Origin of the sequence: Stenotrophomonas sp. 364 (assembly GCF_009832905.1) — a bacterium.
Lineage (GTDB): Bacteria > Pseudomonadota > Gammaproteobacteria > Xanthomonadales > Xanthomonadaceae > Stenotrophomonas > Stenotrophomonas maltophilia_AP.
In genome coordinates, this window is the sequence record NZ_CP047135.1 from 2,433,428 (window position 1) to 2,451,754 (window position 18,327).

An 18,327-nucleotide genomic window follows, 5' to 3' on the forward strand; every position below is an offset into this window, starting at 1 on the left:
CTTCAAGATATCTCCGTGATATCGCCAGGAGGAATTATGCCCTTATATTCAAAGCTCTTCTGTTGCCCAGCAAGGACAGTCGCAACTCCAGTCCCAAGCTCGTTTAACAGCTTTTGAGGGTCATAGTTATCGACCCTGATGACCAAAGGACCGGATGAACTGAGTTCGTCTCGCAACGCTAGGACTCTGGAAAACCTTTCGTTATGGTTAGCCAATCCGTGGGAGGACAGAAGATCGTGCATTCGGAATCCAAAGCGGATTGACTCTGGCAAAGAATCCGCGTAACTCCTAGCCCTAACAATACTTGATGTTAAATAAACGCCACCATAACGAAAGTTTCTTGATTTTGTTGGAGCACCTTTCGCAGCAGCTGCCATGAAATCGATTTCATCTATGCACTGAATAGAATCCGGATAAAAGACAAGCGATGCACGCCAATCAAATGAAAGCCGATCTCCAAGAATATCAAAGGATGAGGAAAGGTAGTCGATCACCCCATTATCCTCGACAGGAATGGGCCTTAATCCCTCCTTGAAGATGGTCTCTCGATACAGCGCCCTTGTTCCGTGATAGAGCTCAATCATTTCCTGACCTCATGTCTCACTCCACTAAAACCCCTCAAAAATCGTGGACTACCCAGATTGAGGAACCCCCAGACTCCGCATTAGAAGCGCTGCGTTTAGCACTTTAAGTAAGATCGATGCTTCGAATAGAGCGTTGATTAACTATCCTTAACGCAAGCACCTTCCCGGAGGTTCTTCGCAATCTCTCTAATGCGCTGAACGAGCGCCTCTTGGTCCTCCTCACCGAGTTGAGACATTACAAGAATCGCCTCGGCCATTGGTTCACTAACGGCATGGAAGTAAGCCACGGGCAGTTCCAAGGCTTCCGCCAGCTTTGCCATGCTCTCGTTGTCTGGCATCCGGTCCCCTCGCTCGTATCGCGAAATCCTAGGAGCGGCAGTGTTCTCCTCCTCCAGTCCCAACACCGCTCCCAGCGCGGCCTGGGTGAGACCCTTGCTCAACCTAGCCTCTCGCAAGCGACGGCCGAAGGTGGATGCGGGAGGAAGCGCTGCGGGCATGAAGAAAACCAACGGATGCTGAATTGACCCGCTAGTCTGCCGCTTCCAATCTTGCCCTGCATTTGCCATATTTGCAAACGTCGCCAGACGGGCGGCTTTGCAGGGGTTTTCATGAAGAAGAATCGGACGTGGGCTGCCGCTGGACTGGCCACCGCGCTCTTGCTGACTGCATACGGAGTTGGTGCGCAGACCCATCCGGAGCATGAAGAAGCACCCAACAGGCCCGGCTTCTTCCGGCAGTTGGGGAAGAGCCTGAAAGATGCTGGCGGCCAGATGATCGGGGTAAAGCCCACTGGGGCCAGCGGAGCTCAGTCTGCCAGCTCCGATGCCATCTACACCCCGGTCAGCGGCGCGGGGAAGCTGCTCGGGCTCTTCAAATCGGATAACCACCAGCTAGCACAACAAGGCCGACTGGACTGGCCTCGGGTGGCGTTGACGTTCCAGGAATGGGGTGCGTCCCTCCCGTGCTGGACGATTGAAGCGCGTATCTGGACCAACCCCTCCGCGTCGACCACGGAGACCTTCCGGAGCTGCTCTAACGCTGCACTGACTGAAGTCGACGACCTGGGCGACATGGCCGAGCTCAACACAGCCGCGTTGTGGAAGGGCCGCGACAGTCTGACGGGCGTTCGAGTGCCCGTAGGCAAGCCGAATACTGGGGCCAGCCGGTCTACCGGCCCCAATCCGCCCAGCCAACCGTTTGTCGTCAATGTCAGCCGCCCTGGCGTGTCCGACCGCGCCGTCGACGTGGCCCTGAGGGTGGCTTGGGTCTCTGGGCTCATCCAGACCTCGGATCTCCATCCGGGGGCAAGTGGCCTGCTCACGCCCTTCAAGGACTCAAGGATGTGGATCGCTGGGTTCAAGACGGAAGGCAATCGAGACCGGTAAGCCGTCTCCTTCTCTACTCGTCCAGGGCGGCCCACTGCCGCCCATCACCACTCCCAAGGAATGATAATGAAAGCACCGAAGCTTATCTTCGCCGGCTTGGCGATCGCTTTTGCACTGACCGCCTGTGGTGGTCCGCCGTCTACTAACGATGCCGAAAGGGCACTCGCTACCCTTCTTGAGGAAAGCGGGGCTGGACGGGTCGGCGACATCCGTGACTTCGAACTGACCGGATGCGTCGAAGCCCAAGAGGCGAAGGGCTACCGCTGCGACACCAAGGGGAAAGTTTCCATCGATGTCGGTGGCCGCCAGGTGCCCATTCCGGTCAGCAAAAATCTTCGATATGCGAAGGAGTCCGGGACCTGGAAGGCCTACGCCAAATGAGCGCGCCTCCTCCCCTGCTTGGCCAGTCCACACACACGCGGCGCAAGTTGCTCACCCCCCGCGATAGGTTTTTCTGGTGGTATGCACTGTCTCTGCTTCTCCTGGGCCCTTTCGGGTTCATTGTCGGGCCGCTTATGGCCCGGCGAGGAACACGGAAGGTAGGACGCCTCTACCCCGTCGAGGCCCGAGTGGCCCAAGCGGGGGACAAGGGCTTTGCATGGTGGCAGTGGTGGGCCATGACCGTCCTGACTCTGATGGGCGCTGCTGGAGCGTTCGCCGTGCTCAGCGGGCTCCCCATGTTTATCCTGGTCATTTATTCAAAGTTGATGATCCCACAGGCTTAAGTGGAAACAGTAATAGACAGTGTAAAAAATGGCCCCATGGGGGGCCATTTTCTTTACAACCACATCACTTCACTGCTCAGGTCCGGACTAGTTTTTTTTCTGATGCCAGGACCATAAGATCGTCAGCGAGAACTACCAACGTCACTATCAGCGTTGGCACAATCAACGCAGCAACTTGAGGAATGGCGACCCATCCCATTGCACAACTTAAGAAGGCAACAACTTGCGCAAACAAAACGACGCGTAGGCGCTTCCGAGACCGGCGAGAGAGAGTGCGAACATTATCCATGGGGTTTTTCCTGCTTGGTCGAATCCGAAGAATGGAATCACCCAAGCAGCTATAGCAACAACTGAGAGATTGTCAAGGATTCCCGCCACACCTTTGATCTGCTCATCATTCTTCCAAATGCGATCCATGAAAGCACGCTCCATTCGTTGTTAGTTAATACCGCTGATAAGAACCTAGCCGCCACTACGCGTGGGCATAAAAGAAATTTCTCCCAGCCCCACCGATTTACCACCTATGCCTCTCAGCTTCTCAGCTACCGTAAAGTCCCTACTATAAGTCGAGTGATGCTCATCATCGATCTCGTGCCCGACAATCTGGGCTCTCAGTTCCGACACGACCCCGGCCCCCTGCAGTTCTTGAATAAACGTCTTCCTGAGCGAGTGGAACCCTCTTTTTGCTGGCTCCCAGGCCTTCCCCACCTCGGCCAGATGCCGACTGAAAGCCTTGGTGATCCAGTTCCCCTGCCCGTTCACCGCCGTGGCCTTGGCAGCCGGGAACAACCTCGTCTGACCTGCCTCGCGCTTCGCATCGACCCAGTCCAGGAAGCCCATCTTGAGGAGCTCAGGATGGAGCGGGACCGTCCGAAGGCTGACCTCGGTTTTCACTTTCTGGTGCTCGCCTTCGTCTGAGATACGGAGGCACGGAATGCCGTCCTCCTCGAACACGTCTCGGACCAGCAACTGGCCGACCTCTGACGCCCTCGCCCCCGTATAGAGTCCAAGGAGGGAGGCCCAGCGGGCCGACTCGGACAGCTTGGCAAGCGCCTCGGGGGCAAACAGGGCTTGGATCTGGGCCCTGTCGTAGGCCTTGAACCCCAGCTTCTTTCGGGCCCGCTTCTCACGCTGGGAATAGCTGACATGGCCGGAGGCAGGATTGTCGCCCCTCGGGTAGTAACCCGACGCCATGGCCCACTCAAAAAAGCCTCCCCGCCCACCGATATACGACTGCTTGTTCGTGAGGGTCGGGGTCGAAGCGCCCTTCTCGCGCATGTCTTGATACCAACGCGCCAAATCTGAGCGAGTGATGGCATGGACCTTTGCCTTCGGACCCAAGAAGCTCACCAGGGATTCGATCGCCGTTTTTTTGATCGTGTAGGTTTTGGGAAGCGTCGAGGATTTGAGGGTTGCCAAGAACGCGTCCCGAGCCTTTCCCAGCGTCATCGTCTCGATTGCCGCCGCAGAGGCTTGCCGCACCGGATTCACTGGAGGCGAAGCTCCGAATGTGGTGTAGGCGGCCACTGGGAGGCGCGAGTTGGCGGTGGCCCCATCCCTTGCTTCCAGTTCCATCAGCTGCCGATACAACTTCAGGTCTTTTGGGCTGTCGATCTGCCACTGCTCGATCATCGTCCCATCGGGTTGACGAGTCCGATTGAGCGTCAGTTCTTGAAGGTTCTCAGCGCTTGTCAGGCGAGCGATGAGGAGGTCAGCGTCCGTTTTGCTCAGCTTGGCCACGCGTTGATCCTTCAACTGTGCGAAGAGCCGAGCATAGCCCGCCCCAAGCACGACTGCACGCACGTGGGCTTGGGCGAGATCTTTGGTTTTGAGAGTCCGCTTGATAAGCCGGCAGTCGAGCACGGCTTGAAGATCAACAGGAACGCGCTGAACGAACGACCAGCGGCCGGTGGACGACCGGCTCAAATGATGGGGGATGCGCATGCGAGTGTTTCCTCTGCATGCTTCCTGCCTTCCAATAGGCTCAAATCAGGATTTCAATTTAAAATCAATGACTTAAGGACTATTGGCGGAGAGAGTGGGATTCGAACCCACGGAAGGTTTGACCCTTCGCCGGTTTTCAAGACCGGTGCCTTAAACCGCTCGGCCATCTCTCCGTATCGGTAGCGCTGTCCGCGCCCCGCGTGCCCAGGTCATTGCAACCCGGGCATCCGATCGGGGCAGCGCCCCGTCCGGCATGGCTCCCCGGCACTGGCCGGGGGTCGCATTCTCGCATTTCAGGTGAGGTTTGCCCACCCGGCCGCTGTCGGGCTCAGCCCGCATCCACCGCCAACGCACCCAGCGCGCTGGCCCGGATTTTCTCCTTGGCCCGCTCGCAGGCGCCACCGCAATCCAGGCGCGAGGCCTCCAGCTGCGGCGGCAGGTGTTCGGCCAGGAAGTCGATGAACACACGCACCGCCGGCAGCAGGCCGCGGCGCGAGGCGAACACGGCGTGGCAGATGCCCTGCGGCAGCGACCACTCCGGCAGCACCACTTCCAGCTCGCCGCTGCGTACGGCGTCGGCGCAGACGGTTTCGGGCAGCATGGTGATGCCAAACCCGTCCTTCACCATGCTCTGCAGCAGGGGGAAATCGAACCCGGCCACGCGCGGCTGCAGGTCCACGCGGCGTACCGCGCCTTCCGGGCCGTGCAGTTCCCAACGTTGGCGGGCTTCGTCTTCACTGATGCTCAGGGTGACGTGGTTGGTCAGCTCGTCCGGGTCCTTGGGGCGGCCGGCGCGGTCGAGGTACTTCGGGCTGGCCACCAGCAGTTCCTGCACCTGGCCAAAGCTGCGCATGACCAGGCTGCCGTCGTCGTCCAGCCGCGAACGCACGCGCAGGGCGACGTCGTAGCCTTCGTTGATGATGTCCACGCGGCGGTTGCTGATGTTCAGCTGCAGGCGCACCTTGGGGTACTGGGCCAGGAACTTGGGCAGCAGCTTGGGCAGCTGCATCTGCGCCAATGAGACCGGCACGCTGGCGCGCACCAGGCCGCGCGGCTCGGCGCTCAGGCGGTCCACCACCTCGCGCGCGGCCTGCGCCTCGGCCAGCATGGTCTGGGCATGGCGGTGCACGCTGGTGCCCACGTCGGTCACCGCGAAGCGGCGCGTGGAGCGCTGCAGCAGGCGCACGCCCAGGTCGGTTTCCAGCTGGCTGATACGCCGGCTCAGGCGCGATTTGGGGATGCCCAGCGCGCGTTCGGCCGCGGCAAAACCGCCGTGGTCGACCACCATGGCGAAGTAGTAGAGATCGTTTAGGTCGTGCATACCGAAGTTCCAGATATAGAACAATACGTGGTATTCAACCACCTTTATCCCAGTCAAGCAACAACCTAACCTGTTCTCCGTCGGCGGCGCCTTGCCCGCCCCTTCCCAGATAACAGGTGATTGCCATGAAGCTCCTTCACATCGATGCCAGCGTCCTTGGCGACAACTCGGTTTCCCGCCAGCTCTCGGCCGCCGTGGTCCAGCAGTGGCGCGACCAGGTGCCGGGCCTGGAAGTGACCTACCGCGACCTGGACGCCCAGCCCGTCGCGCACCTGCGCAGCAGCTCGTTGGCCCAGACCGACCCGGCTGAAGTGGCCGACGCGGCGCTGGTGCTGGAACAGTTCCTGGCCGCCGACGTGGTGGTTATCGGCTCCCCAATGTACAACTTCAGCGTGGCCTCCACCCTCAAGGCGTGGATCGACCGCCTGGCGGTGGCCGGCAAGACCTTCAAGTACACCGACACCGGCCCGGTGGGCCTGGCCAGCGGCAAGCGCGTGATCGTGGCCAGCAGCCGCGGCGGCCTGCACACCGGCGCCCCGACCGACTTCCAGGACCCGTACCTGCGCCAGGTGTTCGCGTTCTTCGGGATCGACGATGTGGAATTCGTGCGCGCCGAAGGCATCGCCTATTCGCCGCAGCACCGTACCGACGCCATCGCCCAGGCGCTGGCCGCGCTGCCGCAGCCGCGTGAGCTGGCTGCTGCCTAAGGGGTAACACCACGCCGTTCCTCCTCGTCGTGGCGGCGTGGCGCGCAGCACCGGTTCTCCCTCCCCCGCCGGTGTTGCGCCTGATGGCCCCTTTTGGGGCCATCTTCTTTTTCAATGGCGCAACTGCGACGTTAGTGCTGGGCGGGCCGTGAGCGATTTATTACGCTGGTCGCCTACCAAGTTCAGGACGGGCCCGCATGCGCTATCTGGTCGTTGCTCCGCACCGGAGCGAATTCCCCCACCCCATCACGCTGGTGCGCGGCCAGGCGCTGCAGGTGGGCGAGCGTTATGAAGGCGCGGAAGGCTGGGACGACTGGTACCTGTGCGAAGCCGCCGACCAGGCACCGGGCTGGGTGCCGGCGCAGGTGATCGGGCGGGATGCGCAGGGCGATGCGTTTGCGAAGGAAGACTACTGCGCGCGCGAGCTGGACGTGGACCCGGACCAGGTGCTGCTGGGTGGGCGCGTGCTGAACGGCTGGGCGTGGTGCGCGCCGGTGGACGGCGGTGTTGAAGGATGGGTGCCGTTGCGGGTGTTGCAGGCCACTTAAGAGCCACCCCATGGGTGGCTGAACGCAAACCGCCGAACCTGCCCGGTAGAGCCGCCCCCGCCGAGGTGATGCACAAACAAAAAACCCGCCGTTCGGCGGGTTTTTCGTGGATCAGGCGATGGTGTCCAGGCCGCCCATGTAGGGCTTCAGCGCATCCGGCACGGTGATGCTGCCGTCGGCGTTCTGGTAGTTCTCCATCACCGCGATCATCGCGCGGCCCACGGCCACGCCGGAGCCGTTGAGGGTGTGCAGCAGCTCGGGCTTGCCGGTGTCCGGGTTGCGCCAGCGGGCCTGCATGCGGCGCGCCTGGAAATCGCCGCAGTTGGAGCACGAGGAAATCTCGCGGTAGGTGTCCTGCGAGGGCAGCCACACTTCCAGGTCGTAGGTCTTCACCGCGGCGAAGCCCATGTCGCCGGTGCACAGCAGCACCTTGCGGTACGGCAGGCCCAGGGTTTCCAGCACCACTTCGGCGCAACGGGTCATGCGCTGGTGTTCGTCTTCGCTCTGCGCCGGGGTGCACGCGGCCACCAGTTCCACCTTCTCGAACTGGTGCTGGCGGATCATGCCGCGCACGTCGCGGCCGCCGCTGCCGGCTTCGGCGCGGAAGCACAGCGAATGGGCGGTCATGCGTAGCGGCAGCTGGTCGGCGTCGATAATCTCGTCGCGCACGATGTTGGTGAGCGGCACTTCCGAGGTCGGGATCAGGTACCGGGTGGATTCGCCCACGGCGGTCTTGAACAGGTCGTCCTCGAACTTGGGCAGCTGGCTGGTGCCGCGCAGCGAGTCGGCGTTGACCAGCGCCGGCACGTTGGTTTCCTGGTAGCCGTGGGTGTCGGTGTGCAGGTCCAGCATGAACTGGGCCAGCGCGCGGTGCAGGCGGGCCAGTGGGCCGCGCAGCACGGTGAAGCGCGCGCCGGACAGCTTGGCCGCGGTTTCCGCGTCCAGCCAGCGGTTGCGGGCGCCCAGCTCCACGTGGTCCAGCACCGGGAAATCGAAGCTGCGCGGGGTGCCCCAGCGCTTCTGCTCCACGTTCTCGGTTTCGTCCGCGCCGGCCGGCACGTCGTCGCCGGGCAGGTTGGGAATGCCCAGGGCAATGGCTTCGATCTTGTCGCGCAGTTCGTCCAGGGCCACTTCCGAGGCCTTCAGCTCGTCGGCGAACGCGGCCACTTCGGCCATGATCGCCGAGACGTCTTCGCCCTTGGCCTTGGCCTGGCCGATGGCCTTGGAGCGGCTGTTGCGCAGGCTCTGCAGTTCCTGGGTGCGCACCTGGATGCGCTTGCGGTCTGCTTCCAGCGACTCCAGCCCGGACACATCCAGCTCGAAACCGCGCGAGGAGCGCAGGCGTTCGGCAAGGTCGGCGGGGTGTTGGCGAAGCAGGGCTGGATCAAGCATGGCGTGTGCGATGGGGTGGGGACTGGAGGGGGATTATCGCCTGTTACGCGGATTTCTGCCGCCCGGGGGCCGCCATGTACCCCTCAGTCATTGCGGGCGTGGCAGAATCGGGGGGTCCACTACGGTATGGCTCATGTCCGCTTCCCGCTCTTCGTCTGGCAAGAACATCACCTTCCACCTGCCCCGGCGCAGCCTGATGATCGCCGGCATCGCCTTCGGCGTTGGTGTGCTGCTGTTCCTGGTGGTGTGGCTGAGCAGCCGCAACGACGACTTCTACAAGGCCGGCCCGGCGGCGACGCCGCAGCAGGTGGCCGACATCGAGCCGCTGCCCGAGCCCCTGCCCGCCGCAGCCGGCTCCAGCGACATGCCCGACGCCAAACCCCTGCCGCCCGGCGAGGACGCCCCGCAGCTGGTGGAAACCGCGCCCCCGCCGCCGCCCGCCGCAGCCGCTGCTCCGCCGACCGAGGCCCCGGTGGCCGCCGCTGCCGGCGACCGCCCGCAGCCCATCGCCGACCAGTCGCCACCGCCTTCGTATCCGCCTGCCGCGCTGCGTCGTGGCGATGCCGGCACGGTGGTGGTGCGCGTGGATGTGGATGCCACCGGCTACCCCTCCAACGTAACCATCATCGAACGCAGCGGTTCACGCGATCTTGATCGGGCCGCAGCGGATGCGGTACGCCGTTGGCGCTTCCAGCCGGCGCAGAGCAATGGCCAGCCGGTGCCGGGCAGCATCGAGGTACCGTTCGACTTCAAGCCGCAGTAATCCGCGGCCGCCGGATCATCACGCAACGCTGATTCGGCAACGGCTCATCAAGCTGAACCTCGATGGCAATGCAGTCGCCGCGTTGACGGTGCGCTGACACATCCACAACCGGGTACGGGCAAGACTGCGGGTGTCAAAACGACATCAGGAGTTCGCCATGAGTGTTACCCATGCCCATGACATGCACGCTTCGCCGCAGCATCAGCGCGACGTGACCGATGAACCGGCCCGCCGCGGCACTTCGCCGTGGTTGTGGATGGCGCTGATCGTGGCGATGTTTGCCGCCGCGCTGGTCTGGTTGCGCTACGCCAACCCCAGCGAAACCAGCACCGCACCAGTAGGCGAGCGTATGTTGCCGGCTACCGAAACGCCGGTTGCTACCACTGCACCCGCTCCTGCGACGCGCCAGGCTGCACCGGCCACCACCCAGCGCAAGCCGGCCGCAGCCGCGCGTAACCGCGAGGCGCGCCCGCTGGCCAGCAATGCCAAGCCGACCTATCCGCCGAGTGCGCTGCGCAGTGGCGTGCAGGGCAGCGTAGTGGCCAGCCTTAGCGTGGACCCCAGTGGCCACGTGACCGATGCCAGCATCGTGCAGCGTACGGGTTCGCGTGACCGCGACCTGGACCGCGCCGTGCTGACCACCGTGCGCAACTGGCAGTTCGAGCCAGCCATGAACAATGGTCGTGCGGTGGCCAGCGTGGTGCGCGTGCCGGTGGATTTCCGTACCGAGCGCTAAGTTGCGGCGCTGAGGCGGGAACCAAAAAGGGAGGCCAATGGCCTCCCTTTTTTGTGCGCGTAGTGCCGGGCTCTGCCCGGCAACCAAGCACATGCGACGGCAATCACGCATATTCCGACGCAAAGGGCAGCCGGGCAGAGCCCGGCTCTACGAGAAGCAATCCTGCATTTGCCGGCGCAAAGTGCAGCCGGGCAGAGCCCGGCTCTACGAGAAGCAATCCTGCATTTGCCGACGCAAACGGCAGCCGGGCAGAGCCCGGCTCTACGAGCAATCATGCACCACCGTAGTGCCGGGCTCTGCCCGGCAACCAGGCAACGGCCGCCGGGCAAAGCCCGGCGCCGCGCGTCAGGCGCTGCGCAGCCCGAAACCCGCCCCGGTGGACAGGCCATCGAAATCCGGGAACGAGGTGGCGACGTTGGCGATGTCGTTCACCCGCACTTCGCCACTGCTGAGCTGGCCGGCAATGGCGAACGCCATGGCGATGCGGTGGTCGCCGTGGCTTTCGATGGTGCCGCTGCCCAGCGTGCTGCCGCCGTGGATGGTGGCGCCGTCGTCGGTTTCGTCCACCTGCACGCCCAGCGTGCGCAGGCCGGTGGCCATGGCCGCCAGGCGATCGGATTCCTTGACCCGCAGTTCGGCGGCGCCGCGCACCACCGTGTTGCCTTGCGCGGCGGCCGCAGCCACGAACAACGCGGGGAACTCGTCGATCATGTCCGGCACCAGCGCTTCGGGAATCTCCGCACCGTGCAGCGGGGCGTAACGCACCACCAGGTCGGCCACGGCTTCCCCGCCCTGCTCGGCATGATTTTCTTCGGTGATGTCCGCACCCATCAGCCGCAGCGCGGCCAGCAGACCGGTGCGGCGCGGGTTGAGGCCCACCGCGCGCAGGCGCAGTTCGGAGCCGGGAATGATGCTGGCGGCCACCAGGAAGAACGCCGCAGAGGAGAAGTCGGCGGGTACCACGATGTCGGTGGCGCGCAGGCGCTGGCCGCCGCGCAGGCGGGCCTTGCCGGGCGAGAACTCGATGTCCACGCCAAACGCGCGCAGCATGCGCTCGCTGTAGTCGCGGGTGGGGTGCGGTTCGTTCACCGTGGTCTCGCCGTCGGCATACAGGCCGGCCAGCAATACCGCGGATTTGACCTGCGCGCTGGCCACCGGCGAGGCGAAGTCGATGCCCTTCAGCGTCTGGCCGCCATGCACGTGCAGCGGCGGCGTACCGTCGCTTTCGGTGTCGATCTTGGCGCCCATCAGCGCCAACGGGCCGGTGACACGGCGCATCGGGCGGCGCGAGAGCGACTCGTCGCCCACCATCACGCTGTCGAACGGTTGCGCGGCCAGCAGGCCGGCCAGCAGGCGCATGCCGGTGCCGGCGTTGCCGCAGTCCAGCGGTGCGGTGGGGGCCTTCAGACCATCCACGCCGACGCCATGCACCACACGCTGCGACGGCGACGGGGTGTCGATGCGCACGCCCATCTGGGCAAAGATGGCGGCGGTGGCGCGGGTGTCCTCGCCTTCCAGGAAGCCATCGATGTGCGACACGCCGTCGGCCAGCGCGGCGAACATCACCGAGCGGTGCGACACGGATTTGTCACCGGGGATGGTCAGGGTGCCCTGCAGGGGCTGGCCCTTGTGGGCAATCCAGTACGGCGTAGCGGTCATCGAAGGATCCTGTCAGGCAGCCGCGCGGGCGGCGATGCAGCGGTGTACGGGAAAGCGGCGCGCCGGGCTGGCGACGCCACCGAAGGCGCAGCACAGGGCTGCGCCGAGGCGATCAGGGCACGGCGACCGGGTAGGAACCCAGCACCTTGATCTGTGCAGAGTGCGCTTCCAGTTCGGCCAGCGCCGCCTGCATCGCGGCATCCTCGATGTGGCCGGCCAGGTCGATGAAGAAGCCGTACTCCCACTTGGCGTTGTGCGAGGGCCGCGACTCGATGCGGTTCATGCTGATGCCGTGGCGCGCGAACGGGCTGAGCACGTCGAACAGCGCGCCGGGCTTGTCGTGGATGAACACCAGTACCGAGGTCCGGTCGTGGCCGGAGGTGGGGAAGATGTTGCGGCCCACCACCAGGAAGCGGGTGGTGTTGTCGGCATCGTTCTGGATGGGCTTGGTCACCACCTTCTTCAGGCCGTACACGTGCCCGGCGCTCTCCCCGCCAATGGCGGCGGCGTCGTCGGCATTGCGGGCGCGGCGCGCGCCTTCGGCATTGCTCGACACCGGGATCTTCTCGGCCTTGGGCAGGTTGGCGCGCAGCCACGAGGAGGTCTGCATGAACGACTGCGGGTGGCCATACACGCGCTCCACATCCTCCAGCCGACCACTGCGGGACATCAGGTACTGCTGCACGCGCAGTTCCACTTCGCCGCAGATTTTCAGGTTGGAGGTCAGGAACATGTCCAGGGTGATCTGGATGGTGCCTTGCCCAGAGTTTTCCACCGGCACCACGCCGAAATCGGCATTGCCCGCTTCCACTTCCTGGAACACTTCTTCAATGCTGGCCAGCGGCAGGCCCAGCGCGGAGCGGCCGAAGTGCTTGAGCACGGCCTGCTGGCTGAAAGTGCCTTCCGGACCCAGGTAGCCAATCTTCAGCGGCTCCTGCTGGGCCAGGCAGGCCGACATGATTTCGCGGAACACATGCACCAGCACTTCATCGCTGAGCGGGCCTTCGTTGCGGTCCACCACCATGCGCAGCACCTGCGCTTCGCGCTCGGGGCGGTAGTAGTCCACGGCGGCGGCGAGCTTGCCCTTGGCCTTGCCCACCTGGTGGGCGAAGTTGGCGCGCTCGGCGATGAGCGCCTGGATGCTGCGGTCGATGTGGTCGATCTTGGCGCGCACGTCCGACAGCACCGGTGCGGGCGTGCTGGCAACGGCAGCGGCCTTGCCGGGGGCGGCCGCCGCAGGTGCGGCGGCCTTGGGCTTGGACGGCGCCTTGGCGGCGGCCTTGGGCTTGGCGGGTTTGGTGGCCATCTGGGTTCCAGGTGCAGTGGGGCGTCGCGCGCCCCGGGAAATACGAAAACGTCAGCCGTGGCGCTGCTGGAAATCGGCCATGAAGGCGACCAGCGCCTGCGCGCCTTCCACCGGCATGGCGTTGTACAGCGAGGCCCGGATACCGCCCACGGCGGCATGGCCCTTCAGCGCGAGCAGGCCGGCGGCCTTGGACTCGCTGACAAAGCGCGCGTTGAGGGTGTCGTCGGGCAGGAAGAACGGGATGTTCATGCGCGAACGGGCGGCCGGCACCACCTCGTTGCGGTAGAACCCGCCGGAGGCATCGATGGCGCCATACACCAGCGCGGCCTTGGCGGCGTTGCGGCGGGCGAATTCTTCGACGCCGCCTTCGGCCAGCATCCACTCGAACACCAGCCCGGCCAGGTACCAGTTCCAGGTGGGCGGGGTGTTGAGCATGGAATCGCGCGCCACGTGCGAGCGGTAATTGAAGATGTCCGCGCGCGGCTGGCCGGCCCGTTCGAGCAGGTCGCGGCGCACGATCACCACCGACACGCCCACCGGGCCCAGGTTCTTCTGCGCGCCGGCGTAGATCAGCCCGTACTTGCTGACATCGAGCGGTTCGCTGGCGATGGAGGAGCTGAAATCGGCGAACAGCGGTGCCTGGCCGACGTCGGGGGTGTCACGGAACTCGACGCCGTGGATGGTCTCGTTGGCGGTGATGTGCACGTAGGCGGCATCGGCCGAGAGCTGCCACGTGTCGCGCGCGGGGATGTCGTGGAAGCCGTTGGCTTCGCTGCTGGCGGCCACATTGACGTTGACGTAGGGCGTGACCTGCTTGATGGCGGTCTTGCCCCAGTGCCCGGTGAGCACGTAGTCCACGGTCTGGCCGGGCTGGGCGAAGTTGAGCGCCAGCAGGGCCTGCTGGGTGGTGGCGCCACCGGCCAGGAAAAGCACGGCGTAGTCGTCGGGGATGCCGATCAGGCGGCGCAGGTCGGCGTCGGCCTTGGCCGCGACGGCCATGAACTCCGGGCCGCGGTGGCTCATTTCGACAATGGAGGCGCCAGCGCCGTTCCATTCCAACATCTCTTCCTGCGCCTTGCGCAGGACCGATTCCGGCAGGGTTGCAGGGCCGGCACTGAAGTTGAACGCGCGCGTCATGTCACACCTATGGGGCAAGACCCCTAGTATGCCGCAGCGCACCAGGCTTTAGGCCTTGCAGGACAAGGCGAATTTGGTTGCAAACGAATCTATCGAGATCGACACCCAGCCAGCCCCGGCGCCCCCGGGTGGTGCCGGCCGCTGGCCGGCAACGTCATGTGCGATGACCCTTTACCGTGCACCGAACCAGAGCAGGCCGCTGATCACCGCAGCCAGCAGCAGCGCGCTGGCCAGCAACCACGGCCAACGGCTCACGCGCACGGGCTTGACCGGCGCTGCATCGTGGGTGGGCAGGTCCAGCAGGTCGTCCTCGTCTTCGCTGACGATCCGGGTGCGGGCGTCGTGCGGCACTTCCAGCACGAACCGGTGCTGGGTGTCGAACACCAGCTGGTCGCCGGGCAGCAGCCAGCAATGGCGAACCGCCACGCCGTTGACCCGGGTCGATTCGCCCGCGCCGAGGTCGCGCAGCAGTACGCGGTCGCCGTGCAGCTCCAGCCGTGCGTGCTGCTCGGCAAACGCAGGGTCGTCGATGGCGATGTCGGCCTCGGCGCTGCGGCCGATCAGGCGCGGACGGTCCAGCGTGAAGCTGCGCCCGTGGTGCTGGCCGCCCAACCCACGCAACAGGCGCAGTTCGTCGCTGCCGGCGTCACTGCGTGGCGGCGCCTGGGCGAGCGCGTCGCTCTCCCCCTGGATCACCATCTCCACGCCATCCACGTACACCGCGTCGCCCGCACGCAGCATGGCCATGCGCCGCACGGGGCGGCCGTTGACGTGGATGCCGCGCGTGCCGGTGGCGACCTGCAGCCAGAGGCCGCGGTCGTCCAGGCAGAACTGTGCAAGCAGCAGGGTGCCGGTGGCGTGACCGCCCAGCCGGACAGTACCCGAAGCGTGGCGCACGATGCGCTGCACCCCGGGCCGCAGCGGCTGGTCGGGGTGTTGGCGTTGGGTGAAGTGAACTAGCAGGTTCTGCACGCGGCGAAAGCCTAGCAGGTTGCATGTCATCGAAGAAGAAGTGTGATGCAGTCCTTGGAGTTGGGCGCAAGGATGCGCACAATGCACGCCCTTCCCCGCTGCCGCCCGCCAGGAGCTCCCATGTCCAGCATTGATATCCGCCACGCCCATTCCCTGCCCATCGATGGCGCCCGCAAGGCGATCGAAGAGGTGGCCGCCAAGCTGTCCGAGCGCTTCGGCCTGCAGAGCAACTGGGTGGGCGACGTGTTGAACTTCAGCGGCTCCGGCGTGGACGGTGCGATCGAACTGCAGCCGGGCCAGGTGCACGTGACCGCCAAGCTGGGCTTCCTGCTGTCGGCGATGAAGGGCATGGTCGAGGGCGAGATCCAGCGCGTGCTGAAGGAAAAGCTGGGCTGAATCGCGGCGCGTCCGCAGGCGCCGGCCATCACATGGCGCAAAGCTGGCGCTGATTAGCATCGGGGTGTCCATCCACAGGATCGCCCCATGACCGCACACGACGACTTCGACGACCGCGACACCCGCAGCCCCGACGACAAGCCCTCGCTGGGCGAACAGGCCGAACGCTTTTCGCGCCGGTTGACTGGTTCGGCCCAGCAGGTATGGCTGGCCGGCCTTGGCGCCTTGGGCCGCGCCCAGGCCGAAGGCAGCCGCGTGTTCGACACGCTGGTCCGGGAAGGCGAAACCATCGAGGCCCGCAACCGCGAGCAGAGCGGCGATGCCCCGCGCTGGCGCGACAACGTGGAAGAACAGCTGGGCGAGGCCCGCGAAAAGGCCGCCGGCACCTGGGACAGGGTGGAAAAGGCCTTCGATGACCGGGTGCAGGGCGTCCTCAAGCGCCTGCACATCCCCACCGCCGAGGACGTGGCCGCCTTGAACGCCCGTATCGATGCGCTCAATGCCCGGGTCAACCGCGCCGAGGCCCGTAATGCCTCACCCAATGCCGACCCGTCCCCCGGCACGCACCAGGGTCCGGGCGGCGCCTGAGCCCGACTTGGGGGCCATCAGCGCCGGATGTTGCAAAGCAGCACGGCATTGATGACAATCGAAACCGACCCGCCAATCGCTTCTTCGCCGTTTGTTCCCTCCCCTCACGGCTACGGATTGGCGGGTTTTCTGTGTCTGCTGCTCCAAAGTGAGACGTCCGTCACCGGCTGGGGCGCTGACTTCCGCGCGTTCGGATTGAAGTGCCCCCGCAGACGCCTGCGAGCGCATATAAACTGTCAATCGCACATCCGTGTTCATCTCTAGCGCCTCATGTTCTCCTGGATTCTGGCTTTACTGTTGGCCCTCATTGTCTGGACGCTTGCCGCGGCCTGGTTCTGGCTGGTGAAGCGTCGCCGCAAGGAGACCCGGCTTGGGCTCAACGCCCTGGCTGGCATGCATTGGCGTGACTTTTCCGAGATTGTCCGGCGTGCCATGCGCGAGCAGCGCGGGCTGCAGGACGTGCCCGGCGAGGTGGACGACAGCCGCGAGCCGCGCAGCGATTTCCTCATGCACGACGCCCAGCACCGCTGGCTGCTGTCGTGCAAGCATGGCCGCGCCTACCGGATTGGCACCGCGGCGGTGAACGAACTGGGCGCCGCCGCGCGCCTGGCCGGTGCCCGCGGCGGCATCCTGATCACCGAAGGCATGGTCGAGCGCGATGGCCGCGTGGCTGCCGAGAAGCAAGGCGTGGAGGTGCTCGACGGGCACCTGCTGTGGCCGCTGCTGCAGCCCTACCTGCCCGGCGACATGGAAGCCCAGGTCAAGAACGCGGCGCGCCGCGAGGCGATCCGGCGGATCTCGATCGCCGCGCTGGGGTCGCTGACCCTGGGGCTGCTGGCGGGCATGGGCTATTTGACCTCGCGACTGGACCAGCAGGCCGCCCCGGTTGCGGTGGCTCCGCCCACCGCGACACCGGCCCAGCCCGCCGCAGCCCCGGCGGACGCCCCGGCTGCGGCAGATGCCTCGGTCCCCGCCACTCCCGCCGCGCCTGCCGCTTCCAGGCCGGCCGCTGCTACTGCGGCACCTGGCATCCTGGGCGATGTGGCCGACCCGGACCCTGCGACGCTGGCCCGGTATCAGAAAGAGCTGGCCGCCACCCTGGCCCGCCAGCCCGGCGTGCTGAGCGCGTTCTGGCTGACGCGGCAGACCCTGGCGGTGAACCGCAGCGACGAGATCGATGCGATCTGGCCGTTGGTGTGCACCGAGGTGAAGCGTTACCCCGCGCTGCGCACCGTGCGTATCCAGTTGAATCCGCGCCTGGGCGTGGACGAGCCGGTGCGTTGGCGGCAGTGCGCTACGCTTTGATTTTGTTTGGTTTTTTTAAGAGCAGCCGGGCAGAGCCCGGCTCTACGACCTTGCAATAGCGATAGATTCCGCGCGCATGGCGATGCGTTCGTCGTAACGGCGCCCGCCGGTCATGGGGCGCGGCTCTACCTCGCGCCGGGGGCGAACTTTGCGACCAGGTCCCAGGCGTCGCCGAGGAACATCTGGCGCACGCAGGTGATGGGCTGGTCGCCACGCCAGGTGAGGCGGTCGATGACCAGGCAGGCCGTGCCGGGCTTGACCTCCAGCAACGCGGCGGCCGCGTCATCGGCGCCCCAGGCGCTGATGCGGTGCTGGGCGCGGGTCCAGGACACGTTCTGCAGCAGCCAGCTGCCCGGCGCGGTGGTCTCGAAATCCACGTCCAGCACTTCCGGCACGCCCACCGGGCTGATCAGGCGGTGTTCCAGCGCGAACGGACGCCCATCGGCACGGTGCAGGCAGCGGATGGCCAGCAGCTTGTCGCGGCCCGACAGCGCCACCTCTTCGGCGGCCTGCGGGCGCGGCGCCCGGTAGGCCCGCTCCAGCAACTGGTAACCGTAGACGTGGCCGCGTGCGCCCACCGCCATGGCGATATCCGGAATTTCCAGCGCCACCTGTTCCAGGTGCGGCGGCTGCCGGGCCACGAACGAACCGGCGCGGCGGCGGCGCTCGATCATGCCGCTTTCGGCCAGCGCGGTCAGCACCTTGTTCACAGTCATCCGCGAGCAGCCGTACTGCTCCATCAGTTCGTGCTCATAGGGAATGCGGAACCCCGGCTCCCACTGCCCGCTGAGGATGCGGCTTTCCAGATCGGCGCGGATGCGCTGGTTGAGGGTTTCTGCTTTCTTGCCCGTCACTCGGG

At 65.2% G+C, this 18,327-nt stretch carries 21 protein-coding genes and 1 tRNA gene; 10 read left to right on the forward strand and 12 right to left on the reverse strand.

Features of this window, described 5'->3' with window-relative positions:
- Nucleotides 1-2: 2 nt before the first annotated feature.
- Both GQ674_RS11070 and GQ674_RS11075 read right to left on the reverse strand, forming a co-directional pair.
- Entirely contained in the window at nt 3-584 is a 582-nt protein-coding gene (locus tag GQ674_RS11070) for a hypothetical protein (protein ID WP_159497118.1), read from the reverse strand.
- Nucleotides 585-721: 137 nt separating this feature from the next.
- Nucleotides 722-1,024: a helix-turn-helix transcriptional regulator gene (locus GQ674_RS11075; protein ID WP_236546061.1), complete on the reverse strand. Its 303-nt coding sequence runs from the start codon at nt 1,022-1,024 to the stop codon at nt 722-724.
- A gap of 168 nt (nt 1,025-1,192) precedes the next feature.
- On the opposite strand from GQ674_RS11075, the gene GQ674_RS11080 reads away from it, so the two are divergent.
- The 3 genes from GQ674_RS11080 (at nt 1,193) to GQ674_RS21615 (ending at nt 2,694) form a co-directional block, all read left to right on the forward strand.
- Nucleotides 1,193-1,969, forward strand: a complete 777-nt coding sequence (locus GQ674_RS11080) for a hypothetical protein (protein ID WP_159497120.1) — start codon at nt 1,193-1,195, stop codon at nt 1,967-1,969.
- 66 nt (nt 1,970-2,035) lie between these two features.
- The gene (locus GQ674_RS11085; protein ID WP_159497121.1) at nt 2,036-2,350 is read left to right on the forward strand and encodes a hypothetical protein; all 315 of its coding nucleotides are present in this window, start codon (nt 2,036-2,038) and stop codon (nt 2,348-2,350) included.
- Nucleotides 2,347-2,694, forward strand: a complete 348-nt coding sequence (locus GQ674_RS21615; protein WP_236546062.1) for a hypothetical protein — start codon at nt 2,347-2,349, stop codon at nt 2,692-2,694. The genes GQ674_RS11085 and GQ674_RS21615 overlap by 4 nt, the downstream gene beginning before the upstream one ends.
- Nucleotides 2,695-2,901: 207 nt before the next feature.
- Here the strand turns inward: GQ674_RS21615 and GQ674_RS11090 are convergent, their stop codons facing one another.
- From GQ674_RS11090 to GQ674_RS11105, 4 genes are all read right to left on the reverse strand, one after another.
- The gene (locus GQ674_RS11090; protein ID WP_159497122.1) at nt 2,902-3,111 is read right to left on the reverse strand and encodes a hypothetical protein; all 210 of its coding nucleotides are present in this window, start codon (nt 3,109-3,111) and stop codon (nt 2,902-2,904) included.
- Nucleotides 3,112-3,156: 45 nt separating this feature from the next.
- Nucleotides 3,157-4,638 (reverse strand): site-specific integrase, encoded by a 1,482-nt coding sequence (locus tag GQ674_RS11095; RefSeq protein WP_201290150.1) that lies wholly within the window; start codon nt 4,636-4,638, stop codon nt 3,157-3,159.
- Nucleotides 4,639-4,721: 83 nt separating this feature from the next.
- Nucleotides 4,722-4,811 (reverse strand) — tRNA-Ser (locus GQ674_RS11100).
- Between the two features lie 155 nt (nt 4,812-4,966).
- Nucleotides 4,967-5,959, reverse strand: coding sequence for a LysR substrate-binding domain-containing protein (locus tag GQ674_RS11105; protein ID WP_159497123.1), 993 nt, complete (start codon nt 5,957-5,959; stop codon nt 4,967-4,969).
- Between the two features lie 125 nt (nt 5,960-6,084).
- Between GQ674_RS11105 and GQ674_RS11110 the strand changes: the two genes are divergently transcribed.
- A complete protein-coding gene (locus GQ674_RS11110; RefSeq protein ID WP_159497124.1) occupies nt 6,085-6,666 on the forward strand; it encodes an NAD(P)H-dependent oxidoreductase in 582 nt (193 codons plus the stop codon).
- A gap of 197 nt (nt 6,667-6,863) precedes the next feature.
- Nucleotides 6,864-7,214 carry a ligand-binding protein SH3 gene (locus tag GQ674_RS11115; protein ID WP_159497125.1) on the forward strand — a complete coding sequence of 117 codons (351 nt, stop codon included), beginning with the start codon at nt 6,864-6,866 and terminating at the stop codon, nt 7,212-7,214.
- 111 nt (nt 7,215-7,325) lie between these two features.
- On the opposite strand, the gene serS is transcribed toward GQ674_RS11115, so the two are convergent.
- The gene (serS, locus tag GQ674_RS11120) at nt 7,326-8,606 is read right to left on the reverse strand and encodes a serine--tRNA ligase (RefSeq protein ID WP_159497126.1); all 1,281 of its coding nucleotides are present in this window, start codon (nt 8,604-8,606) and stop codon (nt 7,326-7,328) included.
- Between the two features lie 133 nt (nt 8,607-8,739).
- On the opposite strand from serS, the gene GQ674_RS11125 reads away from it, so the two are divergent.
- Nucleotides 8,740-9,369, forward strand: coding sequence for an energy transducer TonB (locus tag GQ674_RS11125; protein ID WP_159497127.1), 630 nt, complete (start codon nt 8,740-8,742; stop codon nt 9,367-9,369).
- A 157-nt stretch (nt 9,370-9,526) separates the two neighbouring features.
- A complete protein-coding gene (locus GQ674_RS11130) occupies nt 9,527-10,105 on the forward strand; it encodes an energy transducer TonB (RefSeq protein ID WP_159497128.1) in 579 nt (192 codons plus the stop codon).
- A 345-nt stretch (nt 10,106-10,450) separates the two neighbouring features.
- Here the strand turns inward: GQ674_RS11130 and aroA are convergent, their stop codons facing one another.
- The 4 genes from aroA to GQ674_RS11150 all read right to left on the reverse strand — a co-directional run bounded on the left by aroA (nt 10,451) and on the right by GQ674_RS11150 (nt 15,179).
- The gene (gene aroA, locus GQ674_RS11135) at nt 10,451-11,764 is read right to left on the reverse strand and encodes a 3-phosphoshikimate 1-carboxyvinyltransferase (RefSeq protein WP_159497129.1); all 1,314 of its coding nucleotides are present in this window, start codon (nt 11,762-11,764) and stop codon (nt 10,451-10,453) included.
- 112 nt (nt 11,765-11,876) lie between these two features.
- Entirely contained in the window at nt 11,877-13,070 is a 1,194-nt protein-coding gene (pheA, locus tag GQ674_RS11140) for a prephenate dehydratase (RefSeq protein ID WP_159497130.1), read from the reverse strand.
- Nucleotides 13,071-13,121: 51 nt separating this feature from the next.
- A complete protein-coding gene (serC, locus tag GQ674_RS11145; RefSeq protein ID WP_038687731.1) occupies nt 13,122-14,207 on the reverse strand; it encodes a 3-phosphoserine/phosphohydroxythreonine transaminase in 1,086 nt (361 codons plus the stop codon).
- A 171-nt stretch (nt 14,208-14,378) separates the two neighbouring features.
- A complete protein-coding gene (locus tag GQ674_RS11150) occupies nt 14,379-15,179 on the reverse strand; it encodes an FHA domain-containing protein (protein ID WP_159497131.1) in 801 nt (266 codons plus the stop codon).
- Between the two features lie 120 nt (nt 15,180-15,299).
- Here GQ674_RS11150 and GQ674_RS11155 point away from each other — a divergent pair, with 120 nt between their 5' ends.
- The 3 genes from GQ674_RS11155 to GQ674_RS11165 all read left to right on the forward strand — a co-directional run bounded on the left by GQ674_RS11155 (nt 15,300) and on the right by GQ674_RS11165 (nt 17,468).
- Entirely contained in the window at nt 15,300-15,575 is a 276-nt protein-coding gene (locus GQ674_RS11155; protein ID WP_159497132.1) for a polyhydroxyalkanoic acid system family protein, read from the forward strand.
- A gap of 87 nt (nt 15,576-15,662) precedes the next feature.
- Nucleotides 15,663-16,163 carry a phasin family protein gene (locus GQ674_RS11160; RefSeq protein ID WP_159497133.1) on the forward strand — a complete coding sequence of 167 codons (501 nt, stop codon included), beginning with the start codon at nt 15,663-15,665 and terminating at the stop codon, nt 16,161-16,163.
- Nucleotides 16,164-16,433: 270 nt separating this feature from the next.
- The gene (locus GQ674_RS11165) at nt 16,434-17,468 is read left to right on the forward strand and encodes a restriction endonuclease (protein ID WP_159497134.1); all 1,035 of its coding nucleotides are present in this window, start codon (nt 16,434-16,436) and stop codon (nt 17,466-17,468) included.
- Nucleotides 17,469-17,593: 125 nt separating this feature from the next.
- Here the strand turns inward: GQ674_RS11165 and hutC are convergent, their stop codons facing one another.
- The gene (hutC, locus tag GQ674_RS11170) at nt 17,594-18,322 is read right to left on the reverse strand and encodes a histidine utilization repressor (RefSeq protein ID WP_159497135.1); all 729 of its coding nucleotides are present in this window, start codon (nt 18,320-18,322) and stop codon (nt 17,594-17,596) included.
- Nucleotides 18,323-18,327 lie beyond the last annotated feature (5 nt).